We start from the raw sequence: 26,180 nt of genomic DNA, 5'->3' as shown, positions 1-26,180 counted from the left end.
CGTGTCGGAGGCTGGTTTACCCTGAAACACCTTAAGGGATTGCCTAAGGTCTGTGAAAAATCGAAATTTGATCGAGATCCGCACCGCCGGACACGACGCCCGTTCGCCGTCTTTTCGGGCAACGGATCTGGCTGGAACCACACATGACGTCTCCCGCGTTCACTTCATTTAAACCCAAAATACCGTATGGAATTCTATCGGCATAAATGACAGTAACGAAAATGAAAACGATCGCGCAATCCTACAGGTTTTCAGACAGCCTGCTGCTTCGAATGAAGAGGCTTTTCTGGCGGCTCATCTCGCCGCTGCCGGACGGACCGTACCTCTATTTGAAATATGCCTCGATCTACGGCCGGTTCCCCGATACGAAAAATCCGCGCCGGTTTTCCGAGCTTCAGCATCTGCGCAAGCTGCGGGACCGGAATCCGCTCTATCCGGTCATAGTCGACAAGGTCAGAGCGAAGGATGTCATTCGAGATCGGGTCGGGGCGCAACATGTCGTTCCCACCTATTGGGTCGGGACGGACCTGTCGGAAGTGGACTGGGCCGGCATCGATCTGCCGGCGGTGGTCAAGCCGACGCACGCCAGCAAGTCGGGATATTTTCTGTCCGGACAATCGGACATCGACACTTTGATGGCGCGCCGGCCGGAAGCGGAGTGGCTTGCCGACGACCATTTCAGGTTCAACCGGGAATGGGCTTACAAGGACGTTCCCCGCCAGATCATAATCGAAAAAAGGCTTGGCCGCCCGGGCGAGGTGCTGCGAGATTACCGGTTTTATTGTTTCAGCGGAAAGCTGGTCCATATCGAACTCCGGGAGCCGAAAGACGGCCTGATGTTCGAGGCGGTCTATTCACGGGATTGGGAATTTCTGGATGTACATTTCGACTGGTATCCGCACTTGAGAGAGCTCATGCCGAGGCCTGTCGCTTTGGACAAGATGATCGCGATCGCGGAAAAGATGAGCGATGGCATCAGTTTCGCCAGGGTCGACCTCTACGACACGGAGGGGGAAATCTATGTCGGCGAGATCACGCTTTATCCGAGCGGCGGTTTTGAAACCTTCATGCCGGACAGCTATGACACTGTTCTTGGTTCGCATTGGCGCGACAAGAGCGCGCTGACGGGCGAGCGTTCCGCGCCACGTGATGACGGGCCGGAGGGGCGCGGATGAAACTCTTCAAGTGGACGGCGCAACCCTTCCTGCCGTCGGCACGCAAGGTGAGCACGCATTTCATCGCCGAGGAATGGGCGCGGGCGGGGCACGAGACCCACATCGCGACGGTCGGCTTGAGCTGGCTTTCAAAACTCAAGCAGGACGCAGTCTACCGTGCGCTGGCAGAGCGGCAGAAAAACCGGTTTCTTGAAATCGAGCCGCGGTTGCATGCCGGGGCCTATATTCCGCCCCTGCATGCCTTCAGCTCCCGCAACCGGGTCCTGAACCTTCTCAACCGGCCGCTGTTTCGTATTTACGGCGGATATATTCCCGGCTTCTTGCGCCCCGCGCTGACTTCTGCCGACGCGGTCTTTTTCGAACCTGGAACCTGTCTCAGCTTTTTCCACTCCGCGCGGCGCCTGAACCCGGATGCTGTTTTTGTCTACATCAAGCGCGATTGGCTGACGACGATCGGTGCCGCGCCTTACCTCCAGGAACTGGAACGCCGGATCCTGCCCGAGTTCGATCTGGTCATCACCCCCTCCAGTTCGATTGCCGCGATGACATCGCAATCCTGCCGGACGGAAATCCTGCCGCAGGCCATCGACAAGGCCGCCTTCGACCTTTCGGCACCCTCGCCATACGAAGCCGGCACCAGGAATGCCGTTTCGGTCGGCAACATGCTGTTCGACGAGGCCGCCGTCAGGGCACTGGCCGCCGCCGACCGGAGCGTGACCTATCACGTCTTCGGAGCGACCTGTGCGGGAGACCTGCCGGACAACATCGTCGTCCATGGGGAAAAACCGTTCCGGGAACTGGTTCCCTATATCCGGCATGCGGATTTCGGCATCGCGCCTTACCGGATGCGCAAAGAAGATGTCTATCTGGCAGAGACCAGCCTGAAATTTCTGCAATATGCCTATTGCCGGCTTCCCGTGCTGACACCGGACCTGATCCCGGACAAGCGCGGCAACCTGGTGGGCTATTCGCTCGACGGGGAACAGGACTGGCCCGGCAAGGTCGCGGCGGCCCTGGCCATGGCGAAAAGCGAGTCCTTCGGGGCCGATATTCTTGGCTGGGACGAGATTGCAGCCGGGATACTCGACCGCGCGGTGGCGGTTGCCGAAAAAACTGCGGCCTAACCCCGGCCGAAACCGGCAATCGCGACGCATTTTTTGGGCCAGAACGCCTTTGTTAATCCACACCGGGTATACCGTTCTGAAACGGAATCCGCCGCAAGCAGCCGGGCTCATTCGATGACAATCGCCATTCAAACGCAATCGGAGACCGCGGAACAGCCGGACTTCTCGAAAGTGCATCTGGTTCACGTCGTCCGCCAGTATGTGCCCAGCGTAGGCGGCCTGGAAGACGTGGTGCGCAATCTGACGGCACTGCAGAAGGGGCGTTTTGCCAGCCTGAAGGTGGTCACCCTGAACAGGCTCTTCAAGGAGCCGGACATTGAGCTGCCCGCCCGGGAAGTGATCGACGGTGTCGACGTGCACCGCATCCCTTTCAGGGGCAGCACGCGCTACCCGCTGGCGCCTCGGGTGCTTGCCGAACTTGGCAGGGCGAACCTGGTGCATGTTCATGCGGTCGACTTTTTCTTTGACGCGCTGGCTCTTGCAAGGCCCTGGCATGGCCGCCGCCTGGTGGCGACGACCCATGGCGGTTTCTTTCACACCAGAAAACATGCCGCGTTGAAAACCGTCTGGTTCAATACGCTGACCCGCTTTTCCGCCAGCCGCTACGGGGCGCTTGCCTGCTGCAGCGAGAGCGACTTCCGACAGTTCCGGAAAATCGCCCCGGAGCGGGCCTGTCTGATCGAAAACGGTGTCGATATCGCAAAATTCAGGGCGGCCGCGTCCGAGAAACCGGTCAAGCGGCTGCTGACTCTCGGCCGCTTTTCGGCGAACAAGCGGCCGGACCGGTCAATCGAATTGCTGGCTGCGCTCCGGGCGCAGGACCCGGACTGGATGCTCGACATTGCGGGCATGGAGTCCGATCTGACCCGCGAGGATCTTCTTGCACGTGCCAGGGCGCTTGGTGTTGCCGACAACCTGCGCATACATGTCGGTCTGTCCGACGGCGAAATCCGCGCGTTGATGGGCCAATGCAGCTTTTTTGTCAGCGCATCCGAGTACGAGGGCTTCGGGCTGGCCCTGATCGAGGCGATGAGCGCAGGCCTGGTTCCGGTTGTCCATCCGAACGGCGCTTTCCGCGCGCTGGCCGAAAAACATGCGTCGATCGAGCTGGCGGATTTTTCCAGGCCGGAGCAACCGGCAGCGGCCATTGCTGCCCGGCTCGCCGCGTCCAGCCGGTGGCCGGACCTCAGAAATACCCTGATCGCGGATGCCGAGGCGTACAGCTGGAAGTCTGTCATAAGCCGCTATGACGCACTGTACCGAAAGGTGCTGCCGGCGTCCGCGGACACTTAGGTCTTCGGCGTATTCTGAAGAATTCGCCTTCAGGCCCCGATTTCCGCCTGTCCAGGGGCCTGGGCCAGGTCAGTTCTGAAGTTGTCTGGCAGGGCCCGCCGGGACGCCGGCCCGTCAAGCGTGCTGCTTGTCGAGGTCGGGAGAACCCGTTAACTTGTCACTCTTTTCAAGCGCTTGCGGCAGCAAAGCCTGGAGACCAGCTATAGAAACCGCAGACAAGAGAGATACGGCAATCGCGCTGGTGGTGCTGGCGGCCACGGTCTACAACGCCATTCTGGCGGTCGTGAACGCGCATGTCACCCCTCTCGGCTTCACCGGGGCCGCGGCGACCGAAATGCTGATCCTGCTGTCGGCGCTGGTGATCATAGTGAACAGGGGCCTGTTCGAGAAGGACCTGGCACCGCTGTTCCTGTTGGTTGTCACGCTGGTCTTCTCCGTTTACGTGTCGGTCATCAACCGGGCGCCCGTCATCGACTTCTCCCGCAACATGCTCATCGTGTTCTGTTTCGCGGCTCTGGGAAGCCGGGCGGGGCTCAGGACGGTCAAGTTCGTGTTTCTCGCGGCGGCTTCGCTCGTCCTGCTGGTTCTCCTGATGGAAATGTTCTTCGTCAATCAGTATGGCGACTTCTTCTTTCCGGCGCTCTATTTCGAGAACACGCGCGGGCTCGAGCGATCCGGGTATTTCGATACCAAGCTGTTCGAAAACGCGCTCGGCTTCGAGGGCCGTTTCAGTTTCGGCCTCATCAATCACAGGTCGTCGTCCATTTTTCTGGAACAGGTTTCGCTCGCCAATTTCGCCGGTGTCCTGATGATTGCGCTGGTGAGCCTCTGGGGGCACTTCACCAGGGCGCAACGGGCATTCTGCCTGCTGACCATTGTCCTGATCCTGCTGACGAACGATTCCAGGACCATGCTGATTTTTGCCTTCATCTGCATTGCCGGCTATTTCGTGTTTCCCTCGCTGCCCAAGATGTTCACGCTGCTGTACCTGCCGATCATTCTATTCCTCGGGTTCATCGTCTACCTGGTGAATCCAGACGCCGCAGGTGACGACATCCCCGGGCGCGTGGTGCTGACGATGTCGAAATTGAGCGAAATGGATCTGCTCACCTTGCTCGGGTTCTCGGCCGAAAAAGCCTCCACCCTGGCGGACAGCGGGTATGTTTACGTGATCGTGATCGGGACCGTTTTCAGCCTCATCCTGTTCTGGCTGTTTGTCTGTCTTTTTCCGGCGGGGAACACCACGGAGCAGCGACGCTTCGGGCACGCCTTTGCCGTATTCATCTTCATGAACATGATGATCGGCGGGACGGCCGTCTTCTCGATCAAGATTGCGGGTCTTCTGTGGATGCTCGCGGGGGCGATGCGGCACCTGCCGGCCCCGCGTCGGGCCGCCGCGCCACTGCGGCCGCAGACCCACTCACAACATTTCAGGGGTGCGTGATGCTCGTGCAGTTACAGTACGTTCGGGCTATCGCGGCGTTGCTGGTCGTCTACTTTCACAGCGTGCTTCAGTACGGGCGGTTCGAACCGGAGGCGGTGTCCTCGACGTTCCTGTTCGGAGAAACCGGCGTGGATCTCTTCTTTGTCCTCAGCGGTTTCGTGATGTGGCTGACAACCGCGGACCGTGAGATGCGCCCGATCGAGTTCTACCGCCGGCGCATCGAGCGCATCGTGCCGCTCTACTGGTTGTTCACGCTCAGTGCGGCGGCCATTGCGCTTGTGATGCCGAGTTACCTGAAATCCACGACCTTCGATCTGCCGCACTTGCTGGCTTCGCTGGTCTTTGTTCCATGGACCAATCCGGCGGACGGTTCGGGTCAATTGATCGCCCCGGTCGTCATCCCCGGCTGGACACTGAATTACGAAATGTTCTTCTACCTGATCTTCGGCGCGCTGCTGCTGCTGCCGAAGGCGGTCAGGATCCATGCGCTTGCGGCGGTGTTGCTGGCGCTGTTCGCGGTTTTTCAGCTGTGGCCGGGAGACGGCGTCATAGTGCGTTTCTACGGCAACCCGATCGTGTTCGAGTTCCTGGCCGGGGTGATCATCGCCCGTCTCTATCTGGCCGGCCGGCTGATGCCGTCGCGGCTGGCGGTGGCGCTGGTCCCCCTGGCCTTCGCCTGTCTTGTCGCTGCGGACGGGCTGGACTTGCCGCTGCCGCGCATCGTGTCTGCGGGCGTCCCCGCCGCACTGGCGATCTACGCTCTGGTGTCGCTTGATTTCTCGAGATTCCGCGACGTGAAACTGCTGCATGCGATGGGAGATGCTTCCTACAGTCTCTATCTCAGCCATGTGTTCACCCTTGTCGCGGTACGGATCGCCTACGGCATGGTTCCATTCGACTGGCTGAAAAATGAAATATTGTTCATTTCCGTTTGCATGGTTGCTTCGGTCATAGTGTCCCTGTTGATCTACCGGTATTTCGAATTGCCGGTGGCACGGATTTTCAACGGCAGGCGACGTGGCCAAAGACCGGCGATGGCCGCCGGCGGTGAACGCGTTTGACGGCCCGGCATCGATTGCAGGGCCGGGATTGATTGCAAGGCTTGAGTGACATGGTGAACGACCCCATACGCATGACCGCGCTGGCCGCAGCCGCCGTCTGGATGCTGCAATTGCCTGCGGAAGCGGGCTCGGCGGCCGTCTGTTACAAGGGCGTCAACCTGTCCGGTGCCGAATACGGCGTCGATACCGACAACGTCTACGGCACCAATTACATCTACCCGTCGGAACGGACCGTGAAGTATTTCGCCGAAACCGGCATGAACATTGTCCGGCTGCCCTTTCGCTGGGAGCGGCTTCAGCCGGTGTTCGGCCGTCCGCTCGAGGCAATGGAACTGAAGCGCCTCAAGGAAGCTGTCGAACTGCTGCGGGCCTACGACATGACCGTGGTGCTGAACCCGCATAATTTCGGGTACTACGATGGCAAACGCATGATGACGCCGGATCTTCCGGCCCAGGTCTTTGCCGATTTCTGGATCCGGCTTGCGCTGGAATTCGCGGGTGACGCGGACATCGTCTTCGGTCTCATGAACGAGCCCTATGATATTCCCGCCGAGGACTGGCTGTTGGCGGTCAACCAGGCCATCACCGGGATCCGCGCGGTGGGGGCGGACAACCTGGTACTGGTGCCGGGCACCAACTGGAGCGGTGCGACAAGCTGGCTGAGCGACCGTCCGGGGGGAAACAATTCCAGGGTCATGTCCGGCGTCGTGGATCCTGCCGGGAATTTTGCCTACGAAGTGCATCAGTACATGGACGAGGATTATTCCGGAACGCATGAAACATGCCCGAAGGCCGCCGGTGCCCTTGAGGGGCTTGAACGGTTCACCGGCTGGCTTGCCGAACAGGGCGCCAAGGGGTTCCTGGGAGAATTCGGCGGTTCGAAGGATCCCGCCTGCCTTGCAGGTCTCACGGACATGGTCCGGTTCATGGATGCGAACCCGGATCGGTGGGTCGGATGGACCTATTGGGCTGCCGGCGAGTGGTGGCCGCAAACCGAGGGCAACAACATCCAGCCGGTTGACGGCAAGGACCGCGCGCAGCTCACCGAACTGATGCCGAACCTGCAAACGATCGGCGATCAGGCTTGCGAAACAATAAATTAACTATGTTTCTGCAGGCTGGGCGGGTCTGGGCGCGAGGTCTGTGAATGAGGTCTGCGAGTGAAGTCCGGGAATGAAGTCTGGGCGCAGTGTGGAACCAGGGTGCTCATTTCGGCGTCGAAAAGTCGTCAAAGGGAACATCTCTCCCGGCGGCTTCGTTTCCTGAGCCGGGCATTTTGCACCGAATTTCCTCAGGCCGCGTCCCGATTGGCTCGCTGGCGTCAACAGGGCTCGAAGCCGACCGCGTCGTGTCACAACAGAGAAGTCTGAAAAACGGAAATGAACGGGTACGAAGATGACTGGGACAGCCCGGAATGGGATCATGTCCACGGGCGGCGAACGCCCCAAGGGTCGTCCCGGCGCTCCGGCCGGCCGGAGCGCGGCCGTGACGACGCCCAGTTGGAGCTGGTCAGACTGGCCGGCCAGCGCCGCAGCGGTTCCCGCAAATACGACAGGCAGGTGCCGGAGCCGGGAGATCTTGCCGGACCGGCTGATCCGGATCGTCCGGCAAGGCGGCGGTTTTTCGGTGGCCGTCCGGACCCGCGCAAGAACGGGCCCGAAGCGCTCGCGCCCGAACCCGCCTACCCCGAATCCACCTACACCGTTTCCGCGCGCAGACAGGTCGCCCGAAATCCGCTGATCGACTCTCGTTATCAGGCGGAAGAGCCTATTCTCGATACGCGCACGATCATTGCCGCTCTTTACGAAAGCCGGCGGCTCATCGCCGTCATCGTGGTTCTTTGTATGGCACTGGGTGCTGCCGCGACCCTGATGCTGCCACGCAAATTTACCGCAAACGCAAGTCTTTACTTCGATCCGACCCGGCTTCAGCTCAGTTGGGACGGTCAGGCGACCAGTCAGATCTCGCCTCAGACCGTTTCCGCCCTGGTGAACAGCCAGATCCAGATCCTGACGTCGACCACGGTGATGCGCGACGTTGTGGACATGCTGTCGCTGACGGACGATCCTGAGTTCGGCGGCGCGCAAGGCGGCGAGGCGGGCAAATTCGCTGCGGCGGCGTCCGTCGCGGAGGCGGTGACCGCGAACAGGGTCGACGACTCGTTCGTGATCGCGGTCAGGGCAACGACGAGCAGTCCGGAAAAATCGGCCAGCATCGCCAACGCCGCGGTGGAGTCGTTGTACCGGTACGAGACAACCACGGCATCCGATCAATATTCGACCATAACCTCGACGCTGGACAAGCGGCTGGAGGATCTGCGTGCCAAGGCGTTCGCCACAGAAAAGGCGGTTGAAGACTATCGTGCCCGCAATGATCTGGTTGCCTCCAAGGGCGTTCTGATTTCGGACGACCGGCTGTCGGCGCTGAACACGGCGCTGGTGGTTGCCGAACAGAAAACCATCGAGGCACGGGCACGTGTTGATGCCGCCAGCCGGCTCAGTCTGCAAGATGCCGTCGCGGGGACGAGCGATACGGACGTGTCCTCCGCAACGCTGGTGGATCTCCGCCGCCAGTATGCGACCGCGGCCGCGCAACTGGGAAGCCTGCGCAGTCAGCTCGGGTCCCGTCACCCATCGATCGGTGCGGCGGAAGCGTCGCTGAGCGGTCTGGGCAGCGAAATCCGGCAGGAACTGAAACGAATTGCGTCGACAGCCCAGACGGAACTGTCCCAGGCTCAAAAGGCACAGGATGAGCTTGCCAAGGAACTGACCGCCCAGAAGGCTCTGAAACGCACCAATTCTCCGAACCAGGCGGCTCTCGAGAACCTGGTCTTGCAGGCGGCGACCGCCCGCAACATTTACGAGGCCATGCTGACGCGTACCCGCGAAGCGAACGAGGAATTCAACAGCCTTCAAAGCAATGTCCGTGTCATCAGCCAGGCGGAAGTTCCCATCTACGCGGACGGTCCCGGTCGGTCGACGCTTCTCATCGGAGGCCTGTTCGGCGGAGCGGTTCTGGGGTTTGGGCTTGGCCTTTTCCTGGCACTCGCCCGCCGGCTGATCCGCCATCCCGGGATCCGCTCCTATTTCACGGTTGCCGACTGACCATTCCTGGAACCAGACAGGGGTCCTGCGTCGCTTGCGGTTGGTGCGCGCAGGCGTCCGGGAGAGTTTTGCCTCAAATCGTCGTTTTCGCATCGCGGTGCCTTGAAATGGGATAACCCTTTCTGCGACCTTGCTTCTTGAACCGTGCGACGTGCACTCGAACCGCGACCTGATCCCAATTGACCACAGGCCTGGAGCCTTGATGAACAGCGCCGACCTGCAATCCGCTTCTGAAAATGACCCCATCGAGATCGGTCCGTTCGCCATCGCCTGCCTGACATCGGCAGACGCCATCGAACGCGTGAGCGGAGCCGTCCGTCAGCGGCAGCAACTCGACATCGCTATCTGCAATGCGCACACGCTCCTGACGGCGCTGGACAATCCGGCCTATGCCGACACCTTGCAGCACATGACCCTGCTGAACGACGGCATCGGTGTCGGTTTGGCAGGCCGGTTCCTGCATGGCCGGCACTTTCCCGAAAATCTCAACGGCACGGATCTCGTTCCGCGCCTGCTGGCGGAGATCGACATTCCACTGCGCCTCTATCTGATCGGTGCAGGGGAGGCGCAGGTGCTTGGCGCAAGAGCGCATCTGGAGAGCGTCCATCCCAGGCATAAGGTCGTGGGCCATCGCAACGGCTATTTCGACGACAAGGATCTCGCGGGCATCTGCGCCGATATCAGCGCGAGCGGACCGGATCTTCTGCTGGTGGCCATGGGCAATCCGCGCCAGGAGTTTTTCATTGCCCGCAACCGCGCGCATCTGGATGTCCCGGTGGCCATGGGTGTCGGTGCCCTGTTCGACTTCATGTCCGGTTCGGTCGCCCGCGCGCCGAGGCTCGTTCAGAAAGCCGGCCTGGAATGGCTGTTCCGGCTGCTCCAGGAACCGCGCCGCCTGTTTCGCCGGTATATTATCGGCATCCCGCGATTTCTCGCCGTGCTCCTGAAACTCAAATACGGCCGGCCTGCGGAAAAAGCCTAGGCGCTTCCGACGAAATACGGCTGAAGCCGGTGCAACAGCGCGCTGAGGCTGTCGACTGTGTCGGCGGGCGGCAAGTGCGGTCGGTCGATCATCCAAACCGGCAGGTTCAGCTGCCGGGCCGCCTCGATCTTGGCAAAGGAACGCGCGCCGCCGCTGTTCTTGGTCACCAGATGGCTGATGCGGTGGGTTTCCAGAAGTTCGATCTCGTCTGCCGCCGCCTGCGCTGGCCGTGCCAGTATCAGGCGCCAGTGATCCGGCAGCACCACGCCGGGCGGCTCGATCATTCTGGCCAGTGCGAACAGATCGCTCCGCTGCGTGAACTGGCCGACATCCTTGCGTCCGATCGAAAGAAAGACGCGCGCGGCCGGCGGCAGAGCACAGGCGGCGGCGTCGAGCGTGGGGAAGTGCCGCCAGTCGTCCCCGGCTTCAGGCCTCCACGGTGACCGCTCGAGCCGCAGCAGCCGAACACCGGTGGCTTCCGCAGCCGCTGCCGCGTTGCGGCTCATCCGGGCGGCGAACGGGTGGGTGGCGTCAATGAGGAGCGAAACGGCTTCTTCTTTCAGATACGTGCCGAGGCCGTCCGGTCCGCCAAAACCGCCGACCCGCGTCGGCACGCCGAGATCCGGCAGATCGTTGACGGCACCCGCGAAGGAAGCGGTGACCCGGACACCGGGAGGCATGGCCGCAAGCCGCTCGGCGACCTGGCGGGCCTCGAACGTACCGGCGAGAAGAAGGATGTGGTCAGGCATCGGCGTCGAACCCGCATTCGCCAAGAACAGTGCCCTGCCGGTCGGTGATCAGCACCTCGACATCAATCGGTGCGTTCCGCAAGATATGACGGACCGAAGATTTTACTTTCCCCGCAAGCGGACCGCTCAGGTCCAGCCCTTCGGCAAGCGCGTTGTCGAGCACTTCCTTGGCCGTATTGGCGGCGCCCGCGCCGCCGATCAGGTCCGGCGGAGCGCCGGCTTGCCGAAGCAGGTCCTGCAGGAATGCGAAGTCGACGGAGCTGCGGGCCGAATGAAGGTCGAGCGCGCCCTGCGCCAGCTTGGTGAACTTCGCGAACCCGCCGGACAGCGTCAGCCGGTCGACCGGATGGCTGCGCAGGTATTTCAGCAGTCCGCCGGCGAAGTCGCCCATGTCGAGAAAGGCGGTCTCGTCGAGCTGATAGCGGGCCCTGACCGCATCTTCGGAGGCCGAGCCGGTGGCGCCGACCACATGAGTCAGGCCGATGGCGCGCGCGACATCGACGCCCCGGTGGATGGAGGCAATCCAGGCCGCGCAGGAAAACGGCCGCACGATGCCGGTCGTTCCCAGAACCGAGAGGCCCCCGACAATGCCGAGGCGGCCGTTCATGGTCTTGAGCGCCAGCTCGCGGCCGCCGTCGATGGACACCACGATTTCCACATCGCCAGGCGCGCCCGCCGAGGCCGCAAGCCCGGCAATGGCGTCCCGCATCATCTGGCGCGGCACCGGATTGATGGCGGGTTCGCCGGGCGGGATCGGCAGGCCGGGACGGGTGACGGTGCCCACGCCGTCGCCGGCCTTGAAGACGACACCGCTGGCCGCAGGCAGCAGCCTGACGGTCGATGTGATCAGGGCACCATGGGTGACGTCCGGATCGTCGCCGGCATCCTTGGTGATGGTGGCCATCGCCGTCGCGCCGGAAAGGCTGTGCCGGGTCAGAACGAAGTCGGCTGTTCCCCCGCGCGGCAGCGTGATTTCCACCGGGTCCGGAAAGGAGCCGGTCAAGAGCGCGCTGTAAGCGGCCTTGGCGGCCGCTGTCGCGCAGGCCCCCGTGGTCCAGCCCCGCCGCAATTCTGTTGGCTCCGGTGTCGACATCAGGCTTCTATAGCCGAAGATCGGCTGCTTTGCCTCCCCTGCAGTGTCTGCGCGATGAAATGTCGTAATCCAGACCTTTTTGAGCGTTGAAGCGCTTGGAGGTTTTCGATCCTGCGGGTAAACAGGAACCATGACGGTCAAGGAACATGATAACACCCTGCCGGCAGGTTTGCCGGTGTTCGAGCCGGGATGGGTCTGGCTTGCAGGTGCGGGTCCGGGAGACCCGGGCCTGCTGACCCTGCACGCGCTCAACGGCCTGCGTCAGGCGGACGTGGTTGTCTATGACGCCCTTGTCGATCAAAGTATTCTGGACTGGGTGAAGCCGGGCGCGTCCGCCGACTATGCGGGCAAGCGCGGAGGCAAGCCGAGCCCGAAGCAGCGCGACATCACGCTGAAGCTGATTGAGCATGCCCGGGCCGGAAAAAGAGTTCTGCGCCTGAAGGGCGGCGATCCCTTCGTGTTCGGTCGTGGCGGTGAGGAAGCGCTGGGCCTTGTCGACGCGGGGGTTCCCTTCCGCATCATTCCCGGCATCACCGCCGGTATCGGCGGGCTGGCCTATGCGGGCATTCCGGCCACCCATCGCGATTGCAATCAGGCGGTCACCTTTCTCACCGGTCATGACCAGACAGGTCTGACACCGGACGCGGTCAACTGGGACGGCATTGCCAGGGGGTCTCCGGTGATTGTCATGTATATGGCGATGAAACACCTGGAAACCATAGCCGGCAAACTCATTGCCGGTGGACGGTCTGTGGATGAACCTGTGGGTATCGTGTGCAACGCCTCGTTGAAGACCCAGCGTGTCCTGGAGACGACGCTCGGCAAATGCTCCGCCGAAGCCGAGGCCGCCGGGATCGAACCGCCGGCGATCGTCTGTGTCGGTGAAGTCGTCCGCCTGCGCCAGGGTCTTGATTGGCTCGGCGCACTGTCGGGCAGGGTACTGGACAGCGATCCGCTGGGGCTGCGCACAGACCGCCTCTCAGCCGATGCCGGCTGACCGGGGCAAGGGCTTGCCGCGCGGAGTTCTGATTGCCGCGCCTTCCTCGGGCGCCGGCAAGACCACGCTGACCCTGGCGCTGCTCAGGGCCCTGCGGTCCACCGGGTGCTCGGTGGTCTCCGGAAAGTCCGGCCCGGATTATATCGATCCGAAATTCCACGAAGCCGCCAGCGGCGTGCCCTGCATCAATCTCGATGCCTGGGCGATGACGCCCGCGACGCTGCGAACGCTTGCCGCCGGGCAGGCAGACGGGCACGATCTGTTTCTGGTCGAAGGGGCAATGGGGCTGTTTGACGGGGCGGCCGGTGGCGGCGGCTCCGCGGCGGATCTGGCGGCGACGCTCGGTCTGCCCGTTGTTCTGGTCGTCGACTGTGCCAGGCAGGCGCAGTCGGTCGCCGCCCTGGTGCATGGCTTTCAAAGCTTCCGCCAGGATATCCGTCTTGCCGGCGTGATCCTGAACCGGGTCGGCAGCGCCCGGCACGAGACCATGCTGCGCAGCGCGCTGGCCCCGCTCGATATCGAGGTGGTCGGTGCCCTGCCGCGCTCCGACGATCTGATCCTGCCCGAGCGCCATCTGGGCCTGGTTCAGGCGGGCGAGCACGACGATCTGGAGGCCTTTCTGGACCAGGCGGCCGCGCATTGCCGGGCCCATGTCGATCTGGCCGCTCTGGAAAGCCTGGCGTTGCCATTGGCGCCCGCCGGCCCCGCCGACGTTCATCTCCCCGCGCCGCTGGGACAGCGGATGGCGGTGGCCCGCGATGTCGCCTTCGCCTTCGCCTATCCGCATCTGCTGGATTTCTGGCAGAGCGAAGGCGTGGACCTGTCCTTCTTTTCACCGCTTGCCGACGAGGCGCCCGATCGGCACGCCGATGCGATCTATCTGCCGGGCGGCTATCCGGAGCTGCATGCGGGAAAGCTCGCCCGGGCTGACACGTTCCGCACCGCGATGACGCGGGCAGCAGGGTCCGGAAAGCTGATCTACGGCGAATGCGGCGGCTACATGTGCCTTGGGGCAGGGATGGTCGACGCCTCGGGCGAACGCCACCGGATGCTGGGCCTGCTGCCGCTGGAAACATCCTTTGAAAACCGGCGGCGGCATCTCGGCTACAGGATGCTGCAGCCGCTCGGCGGACTGCCCTGGCACGGAGCGCTTGCCGCGCACGAGTTCCATTATGCCTCGATCGTCTCGGAAGGACCGGCGGAGCGGCTTTTTGCCGCCGAGGATGCCGAGGGAACCGCGCTCGATCAAATGGGACTGCGCGCCGGATCGGTCATGGGCTCCTTCGCCCATATGATCTCTTCTGGCTGACTTAAATTACCTCCAGCACCACCAGCTCGCAGAAGACATCTTCCTTGGTGTGGTAGGGGCTGTGGCTGATTTCAACGGTCCGGGTCTTGCCGCTCTCTTCAAGCTGTTCGACCTTGTCCTTGAAGCCGTCGGCCTCCCAGGCGCTGTCTCGCACGGTCAGGACGACAGGAGCGCCCGGTTTGACGACGCGGATCAGCTCGTCGATGCCGTCCGGGCCGACATGGCCGTTTGTGAACACGCCCGCGCAGACGGCGCCGTCATAGACATCGTCATCGATCTCGAAAAGCGGTCCGCACATGTCCGCGATGTTGAGCTTGCGGTAGGCCCCCTTGCTGCGCGATTGCTCGAGCATGGCGGGTGTCAGGTCGATGCCGTCGATGGTCAGGTCGAAATTGCGCTTGATCAGTTCGATCCCGACCAGCCCCGTCCCGCAGCCCGCATCAAGCACGAGAGCCGTCTTGCCGACCCGTTTCGCCAGCGCTTCGGCGGCAATTTCCGGCCCCACATACCCGATGGCCAGCAACAGGTCGCTGTCATAATCGCGCGACCAGTTCTCGTAGAACTCGCGGATGGCATCCGGGTCGCCGCCAAGCGAAACGGCCTGTTTCAAAAGCTGGTTTTCATCCGGCATCGCGGTCTCCTGTCCGGTTGGGGAACTGCAGCTTATACCAAGTGTTCCCGATAGGCATCCGCCTGATGGGCTTGCCGGAAGAGAACGCCTGTCGAGACGATGGTCCGAGTCGGAAATCTTCTAGGGTCTGTGGACATTTAGGATTTGGCCTTGGTTTGAGCGCAAATTGCTCCGCTTCAAGAAGCGAAGGCACGGGAAGGGTTATCCCTTTCAAGCCTTCGCGACGCCGAAGGGGGCAATTTGCGCCAAATCCCTTCGGGACGCGGCGGATTTCGGTCTCGGGAGCGTCGGAAAGTCCTTGTGGTGGGAGGCACCACCGCGGACTTTCCTCCTCCCCGGGACCGAAATCCGACACGCGCCAAGGCCGAAACCTAATTGTCCACAGACCCTAGGTTTTCGCCTTCTTCTTTTTCGGCCGGAGCACGTGCACGTGATCGGCGTCGTAAAGTGCGCTGTCGCGAAAGTCCTCGCCCGGCTTGAGGGCGTGGCCGACAAAGATCAGCGCGGTGCGGGTGATCTTCGAGGCGCGGACCTTGCCGGCGATGGTCGCGAGCGTGCCGTGGATGAAGGCCTGGTCCGGCCAGCCGACGCGGTAGGCGACGATCACCGGGCAGTCTGCTCCGTAATGCGGCGTGAGCTGGCGCTCGACCTCGCGCAGGTTCCGGATCGACAGATGAATGGCGAGCGTCGCGCCGCTTCTGCCGAGTGTGTCGAGATCCTCGTTGTTGGGCATCGCGGAAGACTGCATGGCCGTGCGGGTGACGATGATCGTCTGGGCAACTTCCGGAATGGTCAGCTCCGTTTTCAGCGCCGCGGCCGCGGCTGCGAAGGCCGGAACCCCGGGTGTGACATCATAGTCGATGCCGAGCGCATCCAGGCGGCGCATCTGTTCGGCCGTCGCCCCGTAGATCGACGGGTCGCCCGAATGTACGCGCGCGACATCGAGCCCCTTGGCATGAGCGGCCTCGATCTCGGTGATGATTTCATCGAGGGTCAGTGGCGCCGTGTCGACCACACGGGCGTCGCCCGGGGCGGCAGCCACGATCTGTTCGGGCACCAGCGAACCGGCATAGAGGCAGACCGGGCACGACTGGATGAGCTTCAGGCCGCGCACGGTGATGAGGTCCGGGTCGCCCGGTCCGGCGCCGATGAAATGAACGGTCATGTGTTGTTTTCCGTGTCCTGAACGTCCGCCTGGGCGGATTTTTCTTCCGTGGGTGCCGGCTTTGAAGCGGCGGGTGCCGCGCCGGGGGCATCGATGCGCTTTGCGTAGCCGCGTGGCGTGTAGACGAAAGGCTTGCCGTCGCCCCGCATCACCGTCCTCGTGTTGGTCGAACCGACCAGAACGGTGGTCAGCATGTCGACGTCGTCGACGCTGAGTGCATGCAGGCTGGTGACGCGGATGCTCTCTTCCGGCCGGCCCAGATTGACCCCCAGAATGACCGGCGTCGCCGCGGAGCGGTGTTCCAGCAGGATCTCCCTGGCGGCAGCCAGCTGGGTGCGGCGGCGCTTGGAGACGGGATTGTAGAAGGCGATCACGAAGTCACCCTCGGCGGCGGCCCTCAGGCGCTTCTCGATCACTTCCCAGGGCGTCAGCAGGTCGGACAGGGAAATCGCGCAGAAGTCATGGCCGAGCGGGGCACCGATCCGGGCCGAACAGGCCTGCAGCGCGGATATGCCGGGTGCGTTGGTGACGCTGACCCGCTTGGCCGCGTCCGAAACGCCGCCATACTCCTCGTTGCGGTGAAGCAGTTCGTAGACCAGCGATCCCATGGCGTAGATGCCCGCGTCGCCCGAGGATATCAGGGCGACGTTCTTGCCCTTGCCGGCTTCCTCCAGCGCGAACCTGACCCGGTCCTCTTCCGCGCCGAGCGGGAAGTTGTGATGGGTCTTGCCGGTGATATGGCTCTCGACCAGATCCAGGTAGAGCGAATAGCCGACGACGTCCGACGCCTCGGCCAGCAGCCGGGTCGCCTCCGGTGTCCGCCAGTCGTCCTTTCCGGGGCCGATGCCGATGACGGAAAGATGCCCGCGCGACCGGCCCGAGGCCGTGACGTCGATGGTCTTCGGCGATCGGGTGATGGCACAGGTGGCGTTGTCGGTCTTCTGCTTTTCAACCTTGAATGTGCCGAACGGACCGGCGGCCGCCAGCGCTGCCCCTTCCGCCACACCGTAGCAGCCGACTTCCTTGAAGACGACATTGGACGGGTTCTTGAGCCGGGGGGTCTCGCGCTGCAGCTCTTCCGCGGAGAAGACACGCAAGGGCACGTCGAGATGGCTGGCCAGCGCATTGACCGCAGCCTCGTCGGCCTTCAGGTCGATGGTTGCGACGCAGGCAACGGCGCCCCTGGCGATCTGTGCCCCGGCGAGCTGTGCCTCGACCAGGTCGATCAGTTCCCGGGCATCGCAGCCCCTGGCGCAGCCCACGCCGAGGGCGTATTTCTGCGGGTGATAGACAAGCCGCGTCGGGCTGCCTTCCTCGGGATGTTCCGTGATGATCAGGGAGATGGCCGCATCGTCGGCTTCCGTCAGCCTGGCTTCTTTCAACCAGTCCGCCCGGCCTTCGATGCGCACGGACGCGCCGGACAGGAGTTCGGCCATCACAGGCTTGGCGTCTTCCGGGTTCGCCAGGCGCCAGCCGTCGGGCGGCGCGTCCAGCGCGACGCCGAGCCTGGTGTCGCCCGCGGTGGTGATCGCCGCGTGACCTCCAAGAGCTTTCGCCAGCAACCGCGCCAGTTCATTGGCGCCGCGGTGTCCACCGAGCAGCGGCACGATGCTGGAACCATCCTCGGAAACGGCGATCACCGGCGGCTCGGTGGTCTTGTCCGCCAGAAGAGGGGCCAGGGCCCGGATCAGGATCCCGCTGGCGCAGAACCCGACAATCGGGTGGCCGGCCTGAAACAGCAGGCGGATGTGGTCGATGGTCTCGTTGAACTGGGTATCGGCGCTCGGCACCCGCCCGGCAAGCCCGTGGATGCGGGCGGTGGAGAACCGCCTCGCGATGTCTTCGGCGGCACCCAGGCCGGCTTCGTTCAGGACGAGAAGGATGGGGGAAGCGTCCACGCTTCGTCTCCCTTGTAAATGAGGATCATGGAAAAATATGGAGCAGTGTCGGTCTCAAGGTCGATGAGCCGGTGAACCTTCTGTTCGGGCAGGCTGGCGCGCTCCACGTAACCGGCGGCTTCAAGCAGCCCCATGTCCTCGAGCAGCGCTTTCAGACGCGGCAGGTGCCGGCCGACCTTCATGATGGCCACTGCCTGGGCCTGTTCGATCCGGCCACGGATGTCCGCGTCCGGCAACGGGCCGGGAATCACCGTCAACACATCGTTTCGAGCTGTCAGCGGCCGGCGCAGCTGGGCCGCGCAGGCGGTGAGTGACGTGACCCCCGGCACGATCTCGATCCTGAACCGGTCCGACAGACGGTCGAACAGATACATGAACGAGCCGAAGAAGAACGGATCGCCTTCGCACAGGGTCACGACATCCTCGCCGGTTTCCAGCACGGCGGCGATGTCACCGGCCGCCTTGTCGTAGATTTCCCGGGCGGGAAACCGGTCGACCCGCATCGGCACGACAATCGGGATTTCCCGGATGCCGGACCCGATTGAACTCGCCGCGATGGCACGCGCGAAGCTTTCGCCGGTATCGGGCGCCGGATAGGCGATCACCCTGGCACCGGAAATCAGCCGGTGCGCTTTCAGGGTCATCAGTTCCGGATCACCGGGCCCGAGGCCGACGCCGTAAAGGGTTCCGCTCATGACTTGGTGAAACTCCACTGGGTGACAGGCATCTGCGGACGCCAGCCCGTCAGCCCACCGACCGCCGATGCCCTGTGCACGGAGAGTTTTTTCAAGGTCCCGCCAAAGGTCCGGTAGGTGCTCAGCAGCACCGCTTCGCTTTCGAGCGTCACGGCGTTGGCGACCAGGCGTCCACCGGGCTCAAGCGCCGCGAGGCAGGCATCCACTATACCCGGTGCCGTCAGTCCACCGCCGATGAAGATCGCGTCCGGAACCGGCAGGCCGGCAAGTCCTTCCGGGGCCGTGGCGTCCTTCAGCTCCAGGTGCGGCACACCAAGGGCAGCCGCGTTTTCTGCAGCCATTCGCCGGCGCTCCGCATGAGGCTCCAGTCCGACAGCGCGCGCGCGCCGTGCCGCCCGCAGCCATTCGATCGAGACCGAGCCGCAGCCGGCGCCGATATCCCACAACAGGGCGCCGGGATGCGGTTTCAGCTCGGCAAGCGTCACGGCGCGGATATCCTGCTTGGTCATCTTGCCGTCGTGGCGGAAGGCATCATCGGCAAGTCCGGGCACGAGGCTGCGGAAGCGGGTGCCCGGATCGGCGACGACGTCCAGCGCAAGCGTGTGAAAACCGGCGACCGTCTCCGACCAGGTTTCAGCAGTGCCGTGAACGATCCGTTCCTTGTGGCCGCCAAGATGCTCCAGCACACTCATCGCGCTGCTCCCATAGCCTTCGTCGGCGAGCAGGTCGGCCACCTGACGCGGTGTTTCGGCGCTGCCGGTCAGGACAAGCAGGCGCGCGCCGGGATAAAGCGCGGCGCGGAGAAGATCGACAGGGCGGCCATGAACCGACAGGCACTCGGTGTCCTGGATCGCCCAGCCCATGCGCGCGGCGGCCAGCTGGAAGGCGGACAGGGACGGCAATACGGTCATCTCGCCGGGTTCGAAATGCTTCAGCAGCGAGGACCCGATGCCGAACCACATCGGATCGCCCGTCGCCAGGATCGCAACGCGCCGGTCGTTCAGGTGCGCCAGCTCCTGAAAGACGGTGCCGAACGGACTGGGCCAGAGGCGCTTCTCCGCCAAAATGTCACCGGCAAGGTCCAGGTGACGGGCGCCGCCATAGACGATATCGGCCTGGCCGAGAGCTTCCGCCGCGCCGGGCGCGAGCGTGCCGTCCTCGCCAATACCGGCGAGCGTGAGCCAGGGCAGGGTCATTTGTCCACCAGCGTATAGGGCCGGATACCGGGCTTGACGACAAGGCTCTCGGGCGTGCCGGCGGGCGAGGCCGAAGCCTGGCGGGTGCCCCGGGACTGGCCCCTTGACTGGCCCCGGGACTGGCTTGAGGTCCCGGCTTCTGCCGGATCGCCGCATCCGCCGTCTTGTACGGCAGGGCCACCCGGCTGCGACAGGAACCCGCGCGAGCGCAGGGGCGTGTTGCGGGCAACCGACTTCAGGGGTTTCTTCGGCGTGTCTTCCGCCATCCTACAGCTCCTCCGGCAGACCGGCTGCCAGCGCATTGACCGCCGCCGCCGCCATGGCCGACCCGCCCCTGCGGCCGTTGATCGCAAGAAACGGCAGGCCGAAGGGATTGTCGGCAAGTGCCTGCTTGGATTCCGCAGCGCCGACAAAGCCGACCGGGAAACCGAGCACGAGTGCCGGTTTCGGCCCGCCGTCCGCGATCATTTCCAGCAGATGGAACAGGGCGGTCGGCGCGTTGCCGATGGCAACCACGGCTCCCTCCAGCCTGTCACGCCAGAGCCCGGTGGCCGCCGCCGACCGTGTCGTGCCAAGTTCAGCCGCAAGACTAGGGACGTCCGCCTCGTTCAGAGTGCAGATCACGTCGCAGCCCTGCGGCAGGCGGGACCGGATGATGCCGTGGACAACCATCTCCACGTCGCACAGCACCGGGGCCCTGGCCGAAAAGGCAGCCTGCGCGGCGTCCACCGCGTCCGGCGACCAGGTGAGGTCCTGCGGCACGTCGGTCATGCCGCATGCATGGATCAACCTGATGGCGACGGGCTTCAGCCCGTCCGGAAGATGCGACAGGTCGGCCTCGGCCCGCACGGTCGCGAAGGATTGGCGGTAGATCGCCACCGGATCCTTTTCGTAAGCGTAGCGCGCCATCGGATCCGTGCTCACCCTTCGCGGTTCAGCGATTTTGGTCCGTGCGGATGGTCCGCATGCGGGTAGGGGTGGTGGTGGTGACCATGATCGTGGCTATGTCCATGCGCATGGTCGTCGCCGTGTGAATGTCCATGGGAATGATCGTGGGAATGACCGCCGGGCTCATGCGAGTGCACATGATGATGTCCGCCGGACTGGACCAGTTTTTCGCAGGCACCGGTGCAGATTTCCGCGCATAATTGGCATTCGGCTTCCGCGCCGAGGCCTTCCACATGGTGATGGTGGCTTTCCTGCGCCTGGCCGACTTCGGCCTCGAAGCCGAGCACTTGCTCGCGGTATTTGCACATCTGGCAGTTCATCAGGTTGGCGCCCTGGAGGATCTCCTGCACCCGGTCCGCCATCGTGTCGATCACCTGCGGGTGGTCGTTGAGATAGCCGGCCTGAAGAAACTCGATATCGGGATGCTTCGCCGCGACCTCGTCTGCGGTGTTGTAGATCCGCTGCACCAGCACGCCGGTAAACAGAAAATAGGGAAACACGATGATGCGCTTGTAGCCAAGCTTGGCCGCGTGCTCCAGGCCGGGTCCGACCAGCGGAAACGTGACGCCGGAATAGCAGGTCTCGGCCCAGCCGAAACCGAAACCTTCCCAGAGCAGGCGGGTGATCTTGGCGACGTTGGAATTGGCGTCCGGATCGGAGGACCCGCGTCCGACCACCATCAGCAGCGTGTCGTGCAGGGGCACGTCACCGGGCGCGGCGTCGATGGCTTCCTGGACGCGCGCCGCGGCCGCCTTGACCATCCGCGTGTCGACAGCCAGTTCCCGGCCATAGGAGATCGTCATCTCCGGATGCATCGCCTGATAGGTGTTGAGCACCGACGGAATGTCGTTCTTGGCGTGCCCGGCGGCAAACAGCATGCCCGGCACGGCCAGCACGCGGGTGCAGCCCTGTTCGCGCAGGCGGTTGAGCCCGTCATGTATGACCGGATTGGCGAATTCCAGGTAGCCGTATTCCACCGGCCAGTCCGGGAACCGCTCCGTCAGGCCTGCGGCAAGCTGTGCGAACTGCTTCACGGCGCCCTTGTTGCGGCTGCCGTGACCGCAGATCATCAGTCCGAGTTTTTCACTCATTGAGCTGCGTTCCCGGCGGTGTCCGCATCTTCGGCGTCCTGCTCGGCGGTGTCGTCTTCCTGTGCCCGTTTGCGGCCCTTCAGGGCAATCACGCCGGCAATCAGCGCGGCGCCGGCGAGGGCGGCGACGCCAACCCAGTGGGAATGCCCGGCAAGGTCACCCAGGTGTCCGCCATGGGCGAAAGCGGAAGTCGGCAGAACGGCGGCGGCGAGGCCGGCGAACACAGTTCGATGGGTCATGGATCTCCCCCAGTGGCAGGCGCCGGTCAAGGCATTTGGCGTCGACGGCGACACGTTTTGGCGACATGGGGAATGAAAGCAAACGGGCGAAGGCACCGGTGTGAACCCGGCGATCCGTCAAGGCCGTGGACAGCTCCGGCCTTGGTCCCCTGGGTGGGTCAACCGCATCCGGAATCGCTTTCAGTCCCATGACAGGGACGCCGTCAGTTGGCGGCAACCATATGGGAGGCACTGCACCGGATCAAGCATGAATGCGACACCGATGAGCGCTTATGACCACCTGCGGCAGTTTGGTGCGCGCACTCGGCCGGCCGCCGCACCACGCCAGGCGCAGGCAATTGTCTTCCGATCGGAACTGGATTAGAGAACGGGGGGGTGAAACAAGGGGCAGAGACCGTGAAACGGGTCCGGCGGACATTTCCTGAAATGAGAAAGACGGCTGCCTGCCTGCTGCTGTTGCCGTTCCTGCTGCTCGCCCTGCTGCCGCGCGGCTACATGCCGACGGTGCAGGAAGACGGTGTTTTCACGGTCACGCTGTGTACCAGCTCGGGTCTGAAGACCCTTGCTCTGGATGCCGCGGGCAACGAAGTTCCAGCCAGTCCCGCCGGTGATGATGACGGCGCTGAACGCCCCTGCATCTTTGCAGGCCTGACAACCCTTGCCCTTTACCAGGGCACACCGGATCTGCCGGCCGCGAATGCCGGAAACAGCGCCGCAATCGGATTTGCCTCGCCAGGTCCGTTCGGCTCGGTGCGCACCGGGCGGCTCGGGGCCAGGGCGCCGCCACTCGGGACCTGATTTCCCGTCACTTTTTTCGAAATCAGATTGATCCGAGGGTTTGTCCGGTCCGGAAGGCCGGGATGAAGCCTCGGTGAGGAGATCCCGTGAACACATTTTCTTCGGGCGCCGAGCGTGCGTCCACCCCCTCCCGTTTTTACCTGGCGGCCTGGCGCTGGCATTTTTATGCCGGTCTGTTCGTCATCCCGTTCCTGATGACGCTGGCAGTGACCGGCATGACCATGATGTATATCGGCTATTTCGATGGCCGTGACGGCGAGAATATCACGGTCGGCGTACCGGAAAATGCCCGGGCATTGAGCCTGTCGGCCCAGGCCGGGGCGGCTTTGGCCAGCCAACCGGGTGGAACGATCAGCGAATGGCTGAAGGGACGTTCCGACGGCAACGTATCGGTGTTCCGCGTTGGCGCCGATGGCACCCAGACCATGGTCGCCGTTGATCCCTATACCGGCGCTGTCACCGACAGTTGGGAGCGCCGCAAGGGCTGGTACGATTTCGCCGATGGCATTCATTCGGACCTGTTGCTGGGAACGCTCGGCGACCGGCTTCTGGAAATCGCCGCCGGTCTGTCGATCGTGCTTGTGGTGACCGGTCTTTATTTGTGGTGGCCGCGTGACAGGAGCGTCCTGGCGGCGCTGGTGCCCAATCTGGCCCAGACAGGCCGGGCCCTGTGGAAGTCGCTGCACGCACAGGTCGGCATCTATGTGTCGGTCCTGCTGTTGCTGTTCCTGATTACCGGAATGTCCTGGACCGGGATCTGGGGCGGCAGGATCATGCAGGCCTGGAGCACCTTTCCGGCCGAGAAGTGGGACGCCGTGCCGCTGTCCGACTCCACGCATGCCTCCATGAACCACGGCGCTGTCTCCGATGTTCCCTGGGCGCTCGAACAGACCCCGATGCCCGCGTCCGGATCGCAGGCCGGTGTCGAGGGGACCGCGCCGGGTACGCCGGTCACCATCGACAGTGTCGATGCGCTCGCGCGGGAAATAGGGTTTCAGGCCCGCTACAGGATTGCCTTTCCCAAGGGCGACGAGGGCGTCTGGACCATCAACCAGGACACCATGAGCGCGGATGCCGAGGATCCGTTTTCCGACAGGACCGTTCATGTCGACCGGCATACCGGGCGCATTCTGGCAAATGTCGCTTTCTCGGATTATTCCCTCGCCGGCAAGGCGATGGCGGTCGGCATCCCCTTCCACATGGGGCTCATGGGCCTGTGGAACCTGATGCTCAACACGCTGGTCTGCCTGTCGGTGATCTTCCTGTGTGTCAGCGGGCTGGTGATGTGGTGGCTGCGCCGCCCCAAGGGGGCGTCCTTCAGGGTCTTCGCACCCAGAACACCGGACAACCTGCCGCACTGGCGCGGGGCCATGATCCTGATGCTGTTCCTGTCCCTGGCATTTCCGCTGGTCGGCATCACGTTGCTCTGCGTGCTGGCGCTGGACTACCTGATCGTCAAACGCGTGCCGGTGCTGCGCCGGACCATCGGATAAGGACTGGTCCGGGCACCCTCGCGGTGCCAAGATCTTGAAGACCGGGCACCCTCGCGGTGCCAAGATCTTGAAGACCGGGCACCCTCGCGGTGCCCGGATCTTCCTCAGCCCTCACAGGCAATGGCAGGTCTAGTTGTGCCGGATCACCAGAAGGGTGATGTCGTCAAAAACGGTCTGGGTGGCGATATGCGCCTTGACATCGGTGAGCAGGCCTTCAAGCACGCGTGCCGCGCTCGGCGCGTTGTGGCGGCGGGCGCTGTCGACCAGCCGGTCGAGCCCGAAGAGTTCGCCTTCCGGGTTTGCGGCTTCCGTCACCCCGTCCGTGTACAGAATGATGATGTCGCCGGGACCGAAAACCAGCTCCCTGGTCTCGATGAACGGTTCGATGTTGTCGTCCAGACCGATCGGAAAACCGAGATCGATCGTGTCGATGATGTCGCAGCCACCGTCCGGTCTCAGGACGATCAGTTCCTCGTGCTGGCCTGAGAGTGTCACCTTGTCCGCTTCGAAATCGAGGAAGGACAGGGTCAGGTGCTTGTCGGTCTTGGTGCGTTTGATGTTGCGGCAGATGGCGCTGTTGAGGGCGGTCAGGAACTGGCGCGGATCGCTGGGTCCGCGCTCCTGCAGCGCCACCGCGACCGACTGGACCATGAGCATCAGCACGCCGCTTTCCAGCCCGTGCCCGGTGACATCGCCAATGCCGATCTTCACCCGGTCATCCAGTTGCAGCACATCGTAATAGTCGCCGCCGACCTCGTCGGCCGGCTCCATGAAGGCGGCGATTTCCAGTTCGCGGATGCCGCCGAGTTCGTCCTGGGTGGGCAGCACCATCATCTGGATCTGCCGCGCCACCTCTATTTCCGCGCCGAGCCGCAGGTTTTCCGAGGTCAGCCGCTCGTTCAGGCTGGCGATTTCGGTGTTGGCCTTTTCGAGATTCCGGTTCATCCGGTGGAAGCGGGTCGCCTGGTGCCATTGCAATCCGGTGACCGCCGCGCCGATGGCGCCGGCGCCGGCAAAATAAAGCAGCAGATACCTGAAGGCCCAGAGGTTCTCTGCGATCGGCTGGCTGATGGTGATCGCCTGAATGCCGCGCACGTCGCCGACCGTCCAGTCCGTCTTCGGGCTTTCCGGATGGGAGTTGTGACAGGCCACACAGGCTTCACCGAGCATCACGGGCGAGGCGATCCGGATCTTGCGGCTGAAGATCGAGCCCTCGTATCCGATCTCGATATCCTCCGGATCCCTGCTTTCCCGGAAGTCCTCCAGCGCCTGGATCTCGAATGCGGTGAGATTGTGGGACGCCCGGTCTTCGAACGGCAGATCCGAGACGAACCGGTATTCGAGATTGCGCGCATTTCCACCGATCACTTCTCCGAGTTCGATGGACAGTGTCGCCGGGATCGGGATGCCGCCGGGCGTGTCGTGATACTCATGGGTCGGCGTGATGTCGCCGGGAGCGTCCTGTACCCGGGCAATGATGTTCTGGGCGTAATAGTTGCGGATCTTGCTGATCGTCTGATCAAGGTCGATCGCCTGGGCTTGCAAAGAGGCATCCGATATCGAGCGCAGGTCCATCCACACCGCCACCGGCAGCAAGGCGAGACCGATGACCACCAGCAGCAGGAACACCGCCGGGCGTTCAATGAGCGTAAGCCAGAACTTGTCGACACGGCGGGGTTCGGTCTGTTGCATCTT

The 26,180-nt window shown here is 63.4% G+C and carries 24 protein-coding genes; 12 read left to right on the top strand and 12 right to left on the bottom strand.

The features are described from left to right. The first annotated feature begins 206 nt into the window (after positions 1–206). The 8 genes from WNZ15_RS02665 (at position 207) to WNZ15_RS02630 (ending at position 10,183) form a co-directional block, all read left to right on the top strand. Positions 207–1,175, top strand: coding sequence for an ATP-grasp fold amidoligase family protein (locus WNZ15_RS02665; RefSeq protein ID WP_342891384.1), 969 nt, complete (start codon positions 207–209; stop codon positions 1,173–1,175). Further along, entirely contained in the window at positions 1,172–2,299 is a 1,128-nt protein-coding gene (locus WNZ15_RS02660) for a polysaccharide biosynthesis protein GumK (RefSeq protein WP_342891383.1), read from the top strand. Before WNZ15_RS02665 ends, WNZ15_RS02660 begins: the two co-directional genes overlap by 4 nt. A 114-nt stretch (positions 2,300–2,413) precedes the next feature. Further along, positions 2,414–3,592, top strand: coding sequence for a glycosyltransferase family 4 protein (locus tag WNZ15_RS02655; protein ID WP_342891382.1), 1,179 nt, complete (start codon positions 2,414–2,416; stop codon positions 3,590–3,592). 154 nt (positions 3,593–3,746) lie between these two features. Beyond that, positions 3,747–5,036: a hypothetical protein gene (locus WNZ15_RS02650; RefSeq protein ID WP_342891381.1), complete on the top strand. Its 1,290-nt coding sequence runs from the start codon at positions 3,747–3,749 to the stop codon at positions 5,034–5,036. Next, positions 5,036–6,097, top strand: coding sequence for an acyltransferase (locus WNZ15_RS02645; protein WP_342891380.1), 1,062 nt, complete (start codon positions 5,036–5,038; stop codon positions 6,095–6,097). The genes WNZ15_RS02650 and WNZ15_RS02645 overlap by 1 nt, the downstream gene beginning before the upstream one ends. Positions 6,098–6,147: 50 nt before the next feature. Continuing rightward, positions 6,148–7,200: a glycoside hydrolase family 5 protein gene (locus WNZ15_RS02640; protein WP_342891379.1), complete on the top strand. Its 1,053-nt coding sequence runs from the start codon at positions 6,148–6,150 to the stop codon at positions 7,198–7,200. Positions 7,201–7,476: 276 nt separating this feature from the next. After that, positions 7,477–9,201: a GumC family protein gene (locus WNZ15_RS02635; RefSeq protein WP_342891378.1), complete on the top strand. Its 1,725-nt coding sequence runs from the start codon at positions 7,477–7,479 to the stop codon at positions 9,199–9,201. 202 nt (positions 9,202–9,403) lie between these two features. Next, the gene (locus tag WNZ15_RS02630; protein WP_342891377.1) at positions 9,404–10,183 is read left to right on the top strand and encodes a WecB/TagA/CpsF family glycosyltransferase; all 780 of its coding nucleotides are present in this window, start codon (positions 9,404–9,406) and stop codon (positions 10,181–10,183) included. On the opposite strand, the gene WNZ15_RS02625 is transcribed toward WNZ15_RS02630, so the two are convergent. Together WNZ15_RS02625 and WNZ15_RS02620 are read right to left on the bottom strand one after the other, a co-directional pair. Further along, positions 10,180–10,932 (bottom strand): cobalt-precorrin-6A reductase, encoded by a 753-nt coding sequence (locus WNZ15_RS02625; protein ID WP_342891376.1) that lies wholly within the window; start codon positions 10,930–10,932, stop codon positions 10,180–10,182. The two genes, WNZ15_RS02630 and WNZ15_RS02625, sit on opposite strands and share 4 nt — an antisense overlap. Next, positions 10,925–12,025: a cobalt-precorrin-5B (C(1))-methyltransferase gene (locus WNZ15_RS02620; RefSeq protein WP_342891375.1), complete on the bottom strand. Its 1,101-nt coding sequence runs from the start codon at positions 12,023–12,025 to the stop codon at positions 10,925–10,927. Before WNZ15_RS02620 ends, WNZ15_RS02625 begins: the two co-directional genes overlap by 8 nt. Positions 12,026–12,155: 130 nt before the next feature. Here WNZ15_RS02620 and cobA point away from each other — a divergent pair, with 130 nt between their 5' ends. Both cobA and WNZ15_RS02610 read left to right on the top strand, forming a co-directional pair. Continuing rightward, positions 12,156–13,022: a uroporphyrinogen-III C-methyltransferase gene (cobA, locus tag WNZ15_RS02615; protein ID WP_342891374.1), complete on the top strand. Its 867-nt coding sequence runs from the start codon at positions 12,156–12,158 to the stop codon at positions 13,020–13,022. Then, entirely contained in the window at positions 13,012–14,331 is a 1,320-nt protein-coding gene (locus tag WNZ15_RS02610; RefSeq protein ID WP_342891373.1) for a cobyrinate a,c-diamide synthase, read from the top strand. Before cobA ends, WNZ15_RS02610 begins: the two co-directional genes overlap by 11 nt. A gap of 1 nt (position 14,332) precedes the next feature. On the opposite strand, the gene WNZ15_RS02605 is transcribed toward WNZ15_RS02610, so the two are convergent. The 9 genes from WNZ15_RS02605 to WNZ15_RS02565 all read right to left on the bottom strand — a co-directional run bounded on the left by WNZ15_RS02605 (position 14,333) and on the right by WNZ15_RS02565 (position 22,194). Then, the gene (locus tag WNZ15_RS02605) at positions 14,333–14,962 is read right to left on the bottom strand and encodes a class I SAM-dependent methyltransferase (RefSeq protein WP_342891372.1); all 630 of its coding nucleotides are present in this window, start codon (positions 14,960–14,962) and stop codon (positions 14,333–14,335) included. A 388-nt stretch (positions 14,963–15,350) separates the two neighbouring features. After that, complete coding sequence (gene cobM, locus WNZ15_RS02600) at positions 15,351–16,127, bottom strand: precorrin-4 C(11)-methyltransferase (protein ID WP_342891371.1); 777 nt, start codon at positions 16,125–16,127, stop codon at positions 15,351–15,353. Beyond that, positions 16,124–18,025 (bottom strand): precorrin-3B C(17)-methyltransferase, encoded by a 1,902-nt coding sequence (gene cobJ, locus WNZ15_RS02595; protein WP_342891370.1) that lies wholly within the window; start codon positions 18,023–18,025, stop codon positions 16,124–16,126. The genes cobM and cobJ overlap by 4 nt, the downstream gene beginning before the upstream one ends. Beyond that, complete coding sequence (cobI, locus tag WNZ15_RS02590) at positions 17,995–18,720, bottom strand: precorrin-2 C(20)-methyltransferase (RefSeq protein WP_342891369.1); 726 nt, start codon at positions 18,718–18,720, stop codon at positions 17,995–17,997. The genes cobJ and cobI overlap by 31 nt, the downstream gene beginning before the upstream one ends. After that, positions 18,717–19,916 (bottom strand): precorrin-6y C5,15-methyltransferase (decarboxylating) subunit CbiE, encoded by a 1,200-nt coding sequence (gene cbiE, locus WNZ15_RS02585; protein ID WP_342891368.1) that lies wholly within the window; start codon positions 19,914–19,916, stop codon positions 18,717–18,719. The genes cobI and cbiE overlap by 4 nt, the downstream gene beginning before the upstream one ends. Further along, on the bottom strand, positions 19,913–20,182 hold the full coding sequence (locus WNZ15_RS02580) for a hypothetical protein (RefSeq protein WP_342891367.1): 270 nt from the start codon (positions 20,180–20,182) through the stop codon (positions 19,913–19,915). Before WNZ15_RS02580 ends, cbiE begins: the two co-directional genes overlap by 4 nt. Position 20,183: 1 nt before the next feature. After that, a complete protein-coding gene (locus tag WNZ15_RS02575) occupies positions 20,184–20,825 on the bottom strand; it encodes a precorrin-8X methylmutase (RefSeq protein ID WP_342891843.1) in 642 nt (213 codons plus the stop codon). A gap of 11 nt (positions 20,826–20,836) precedes the next feature. Continuing rightward, positions 20,837–21,955 carry a sirohydrochlorin chelatase gene (locus WNZ15_RS02570; RefSeq protein WP_342891366.1) on the bottom strand — a complete coding sequence of 373 codons (1,119 nt, stop codon included), beginning with the start codon at positions 21,953–21,955 and terminating at the stop codon, positions 20,837–20,839. Beyond that, positions 21,952–22,194: a DUF6732 family protein gene (locus WNZ15_RS02565; protein ID WP_342891365.1), complete on the bottom strand. Its 243-nt coding sequence runs from the start codon at positions 22,192–22,194 to the stop codon at positions 21,952–21,954. The genes WNZ15_RS02570 and WNZ15_RS02565 overlap by 4 nt, the downstream gene beginning before the upstream one ends. 426 nt (positions 22,195–22,620) lie before the next feature. Here WNZ15_RS02565 and WNZ15_RS02560 point away from each other — a divergent pair, with 426 nt between their 5' ends. After that, positions 22,621–22,992: a hypothetical protein gene (locus WNZ15_RS02560; RefSeq protein WP_342891364.1), complete on the top strand. Its 372-nt coding sequence runs from the start codon at positions 22,621–22,623 to the stop codon at positions 22,990–22,992. A gap of 86 nt (positions 22,993–23,078) precedes the next feature. After that, positions 23,079–24,485: a PepSY domain-containing protein gene (locus WNZ15_RS02555; protein WP_342891363.1), complete on the top strand. Its 1,407-nt coding sequence runs from the start codon at positions 23,079–23,081 to the stop codon at positions 24,483–24,485. Between the two features lie 129 nt (positions 24,486–24,614). On the opposite strand, the gene WNZ15_RS02550 is transcribed toward WNZ15_RS02555, so the two are convergent. Next, the gene (locus WNZ15_RS02550; protein ID WP_342891362.1) at positions 24,615–26,177 is read right to left on the bottom strand and encodes a SpoIIE family protein phosphatase; all 1,563 of its coding nucleotides are present in this window, start codon (positions 26,175–26,177) and stop codon (positions 24,615–24,617) included. Positions 26,178–26,180 lie beyond the last annotated feature (3 nt).

It is taken from the genome of Roseibium sp. AS2, from assembly GCF_038900065.1.
Lineage (GTDB): Bacteria > Pseudomonadota > Alphaproteobacteria > Rhizobiales > Stappiaceae > Roseibium.
The sequence above is the reverse complement of the archived record's forward strand: the minus strand, read 5'-3'. Positions and strand labels throughout refer to the sequence as shown.

What these genes read in the sequence shown, in the direction of transcription:
- WNZ15_RS02665 (WP_342891384.1), top strand. Translation starts at nt 207, where the DNA reads ATGACAGTAACGAAAATGAAAACGATCGCGCAATCCTACAGGTTTTCA.
- WNZ15_RS02660 (WP_342891383.1), top strand. Translation starts at nt 1,172, where the DNA reads ATGAAACTCTTCAAGTGGACGGCGCAACCCTTCCTGCCGTCGGCACGC.
- WNZ15_RS02655 (WP_342891382.1), top strand. Translation starts at nt 2,414, where the DNA reads ATGACAATCGCCATTCAAACGCAATCGGAGACCGCGGAACAGCCGGAC.
- WNZ15_RS02645 (WP_342891380.1), top strand. Translation starts at nt 5,036, where the DNA reads ATGCTCGTGCAGTTACAGTACGTTCGGGCTATCGCGGCGTTGCTGGTC.
- WNZ15_RS02640 (WP_342891379.1), top strand. Translation starts at nt 6,148, where the DNA reads ATGGTGAACGACCCCATACGCATGACCGCGCTGGCCGCAGCCGCCGTC.
- WNZ15_RS02635 (WP_342891378.1), top strand. Translation starts at nt 7,477, where the DNA reads ATGAACGGGTACGAAGATGACTGGGACAGCCCGGAATGGGATCATGTC.
- WNZ15_RS02630 (WP_342891377.1), top strand. Translation starts at nt 9,404, where the DNA reads ATGAACAGCGCCGACCTGCAATCCGCTTCTGAAAATGACCCCATCGAG.
- WNZ15_RS02625 (WP_342891376.1), bottom strand. Translation starts at nt 10,932, where the DNA reads ATGCCTGACCACATCCTTCTTCTCGCCGGTACGTTCGAGGCCCGCCAG.
- WNZ15_RS02620 (WP_342891375.1), bottom strand. Translation starts at nt 12,025, where the DNA reads ATGTCGACACCGGAGCCAACAGAATTGCGGCGGGGCTGGACCACGGGG.
- cobA (WP_342891374.1), top strand. Translation starts at nt 12,156, where the DNA reads ATGACGGTCAAGGAACATGATAACACCCTGCCGGCAGGTTTGCCGGTG.
- WNZ15_RS02610 (WP_342891373.1), top strand. Translation starts at nt 13,012, where the DNA reads ATGCCGGCTGACCGGGGCAAGGGCTTGCCGCGCGGAGTTCTGATTGCC.
- WNZ15_RS02605 (WP_342891372.1), bottom strand. Translation starts at nt 14,962, where the DNA reads ATGCCGGATGAAAACCAGCTTTTGAAACAGGCCGTTTCGCTTGGCGGC.
- cobM (WP_342891371.1), bottom strand. Translation starts at nt 16,127, where the DNA reads ATGACCGTTCATTTCATCGGCGCCGGACCGGGCGACCCGGACCTCATC.
- cobI (WP_342891369.1), bottom strand. Translation starts at nt 18,720, where the DNA reads ATGAGCGGAACCCTTTACGGCGTCGGCCTCGGGCCCGGTGATCCGGAA.
- cbiE (WP_342891368.1), bottom strand. Translation starts at nt 19,916, where the DNA reads ATGACCCTGCCCTGGCTCACGCTCGCCGGTATTGGCGAGGACGGCACG.
- WNZ15_RS02580 (WP_342891367.1), bottom strand. Translation starts at nt 20,182, where the DNA reads ATGGCGGAAGACACGCCGAAGAAACCCCTGAAGTCGGTTGCCCGCAAC.
- WNZ15_RS02575 (WP_342891843.1), bottom strand. Translation starts at nt 20,825, where the DNA reads ATGGCGCGCTACGCTTACGAAAAGGATCCGGTGGCGATCTACCGCCAA.
- WNZ15_RS02570 (WP_342891366.1), bottom strand. Translation starts at nt 21,955, where the DNA reads ATGAGTGAAAAACTCGGACTGATGATCTGCGGTCACGGCAGCCGCAAC.
- WNZ15_RS02565 (WP_342891365.1), bottom strand. Translation starts at nt 22,194, where the DNA reads ATGACCCATCGAACTGTGTTCGCCGGCCTCGCCGCCGCCGTTCTGCCG.
- WNZ15_RS02560 (WP_342891364.1), top strand. Translation starts at nt 22,621, where the DNA reads ATGAGAAAGACGGCTGCCTGCCTGCTGCTGTTGCCGTTCCTGCTGCTC.
- WNZ15_RS02550 (WP_342891362.1), bottom strand. Translation starts at nt 26,177, where the DNA reads ATGCAACAGACCGAACCCCGCCGTGTCGACAAGTTCTGGCTTACGCTC.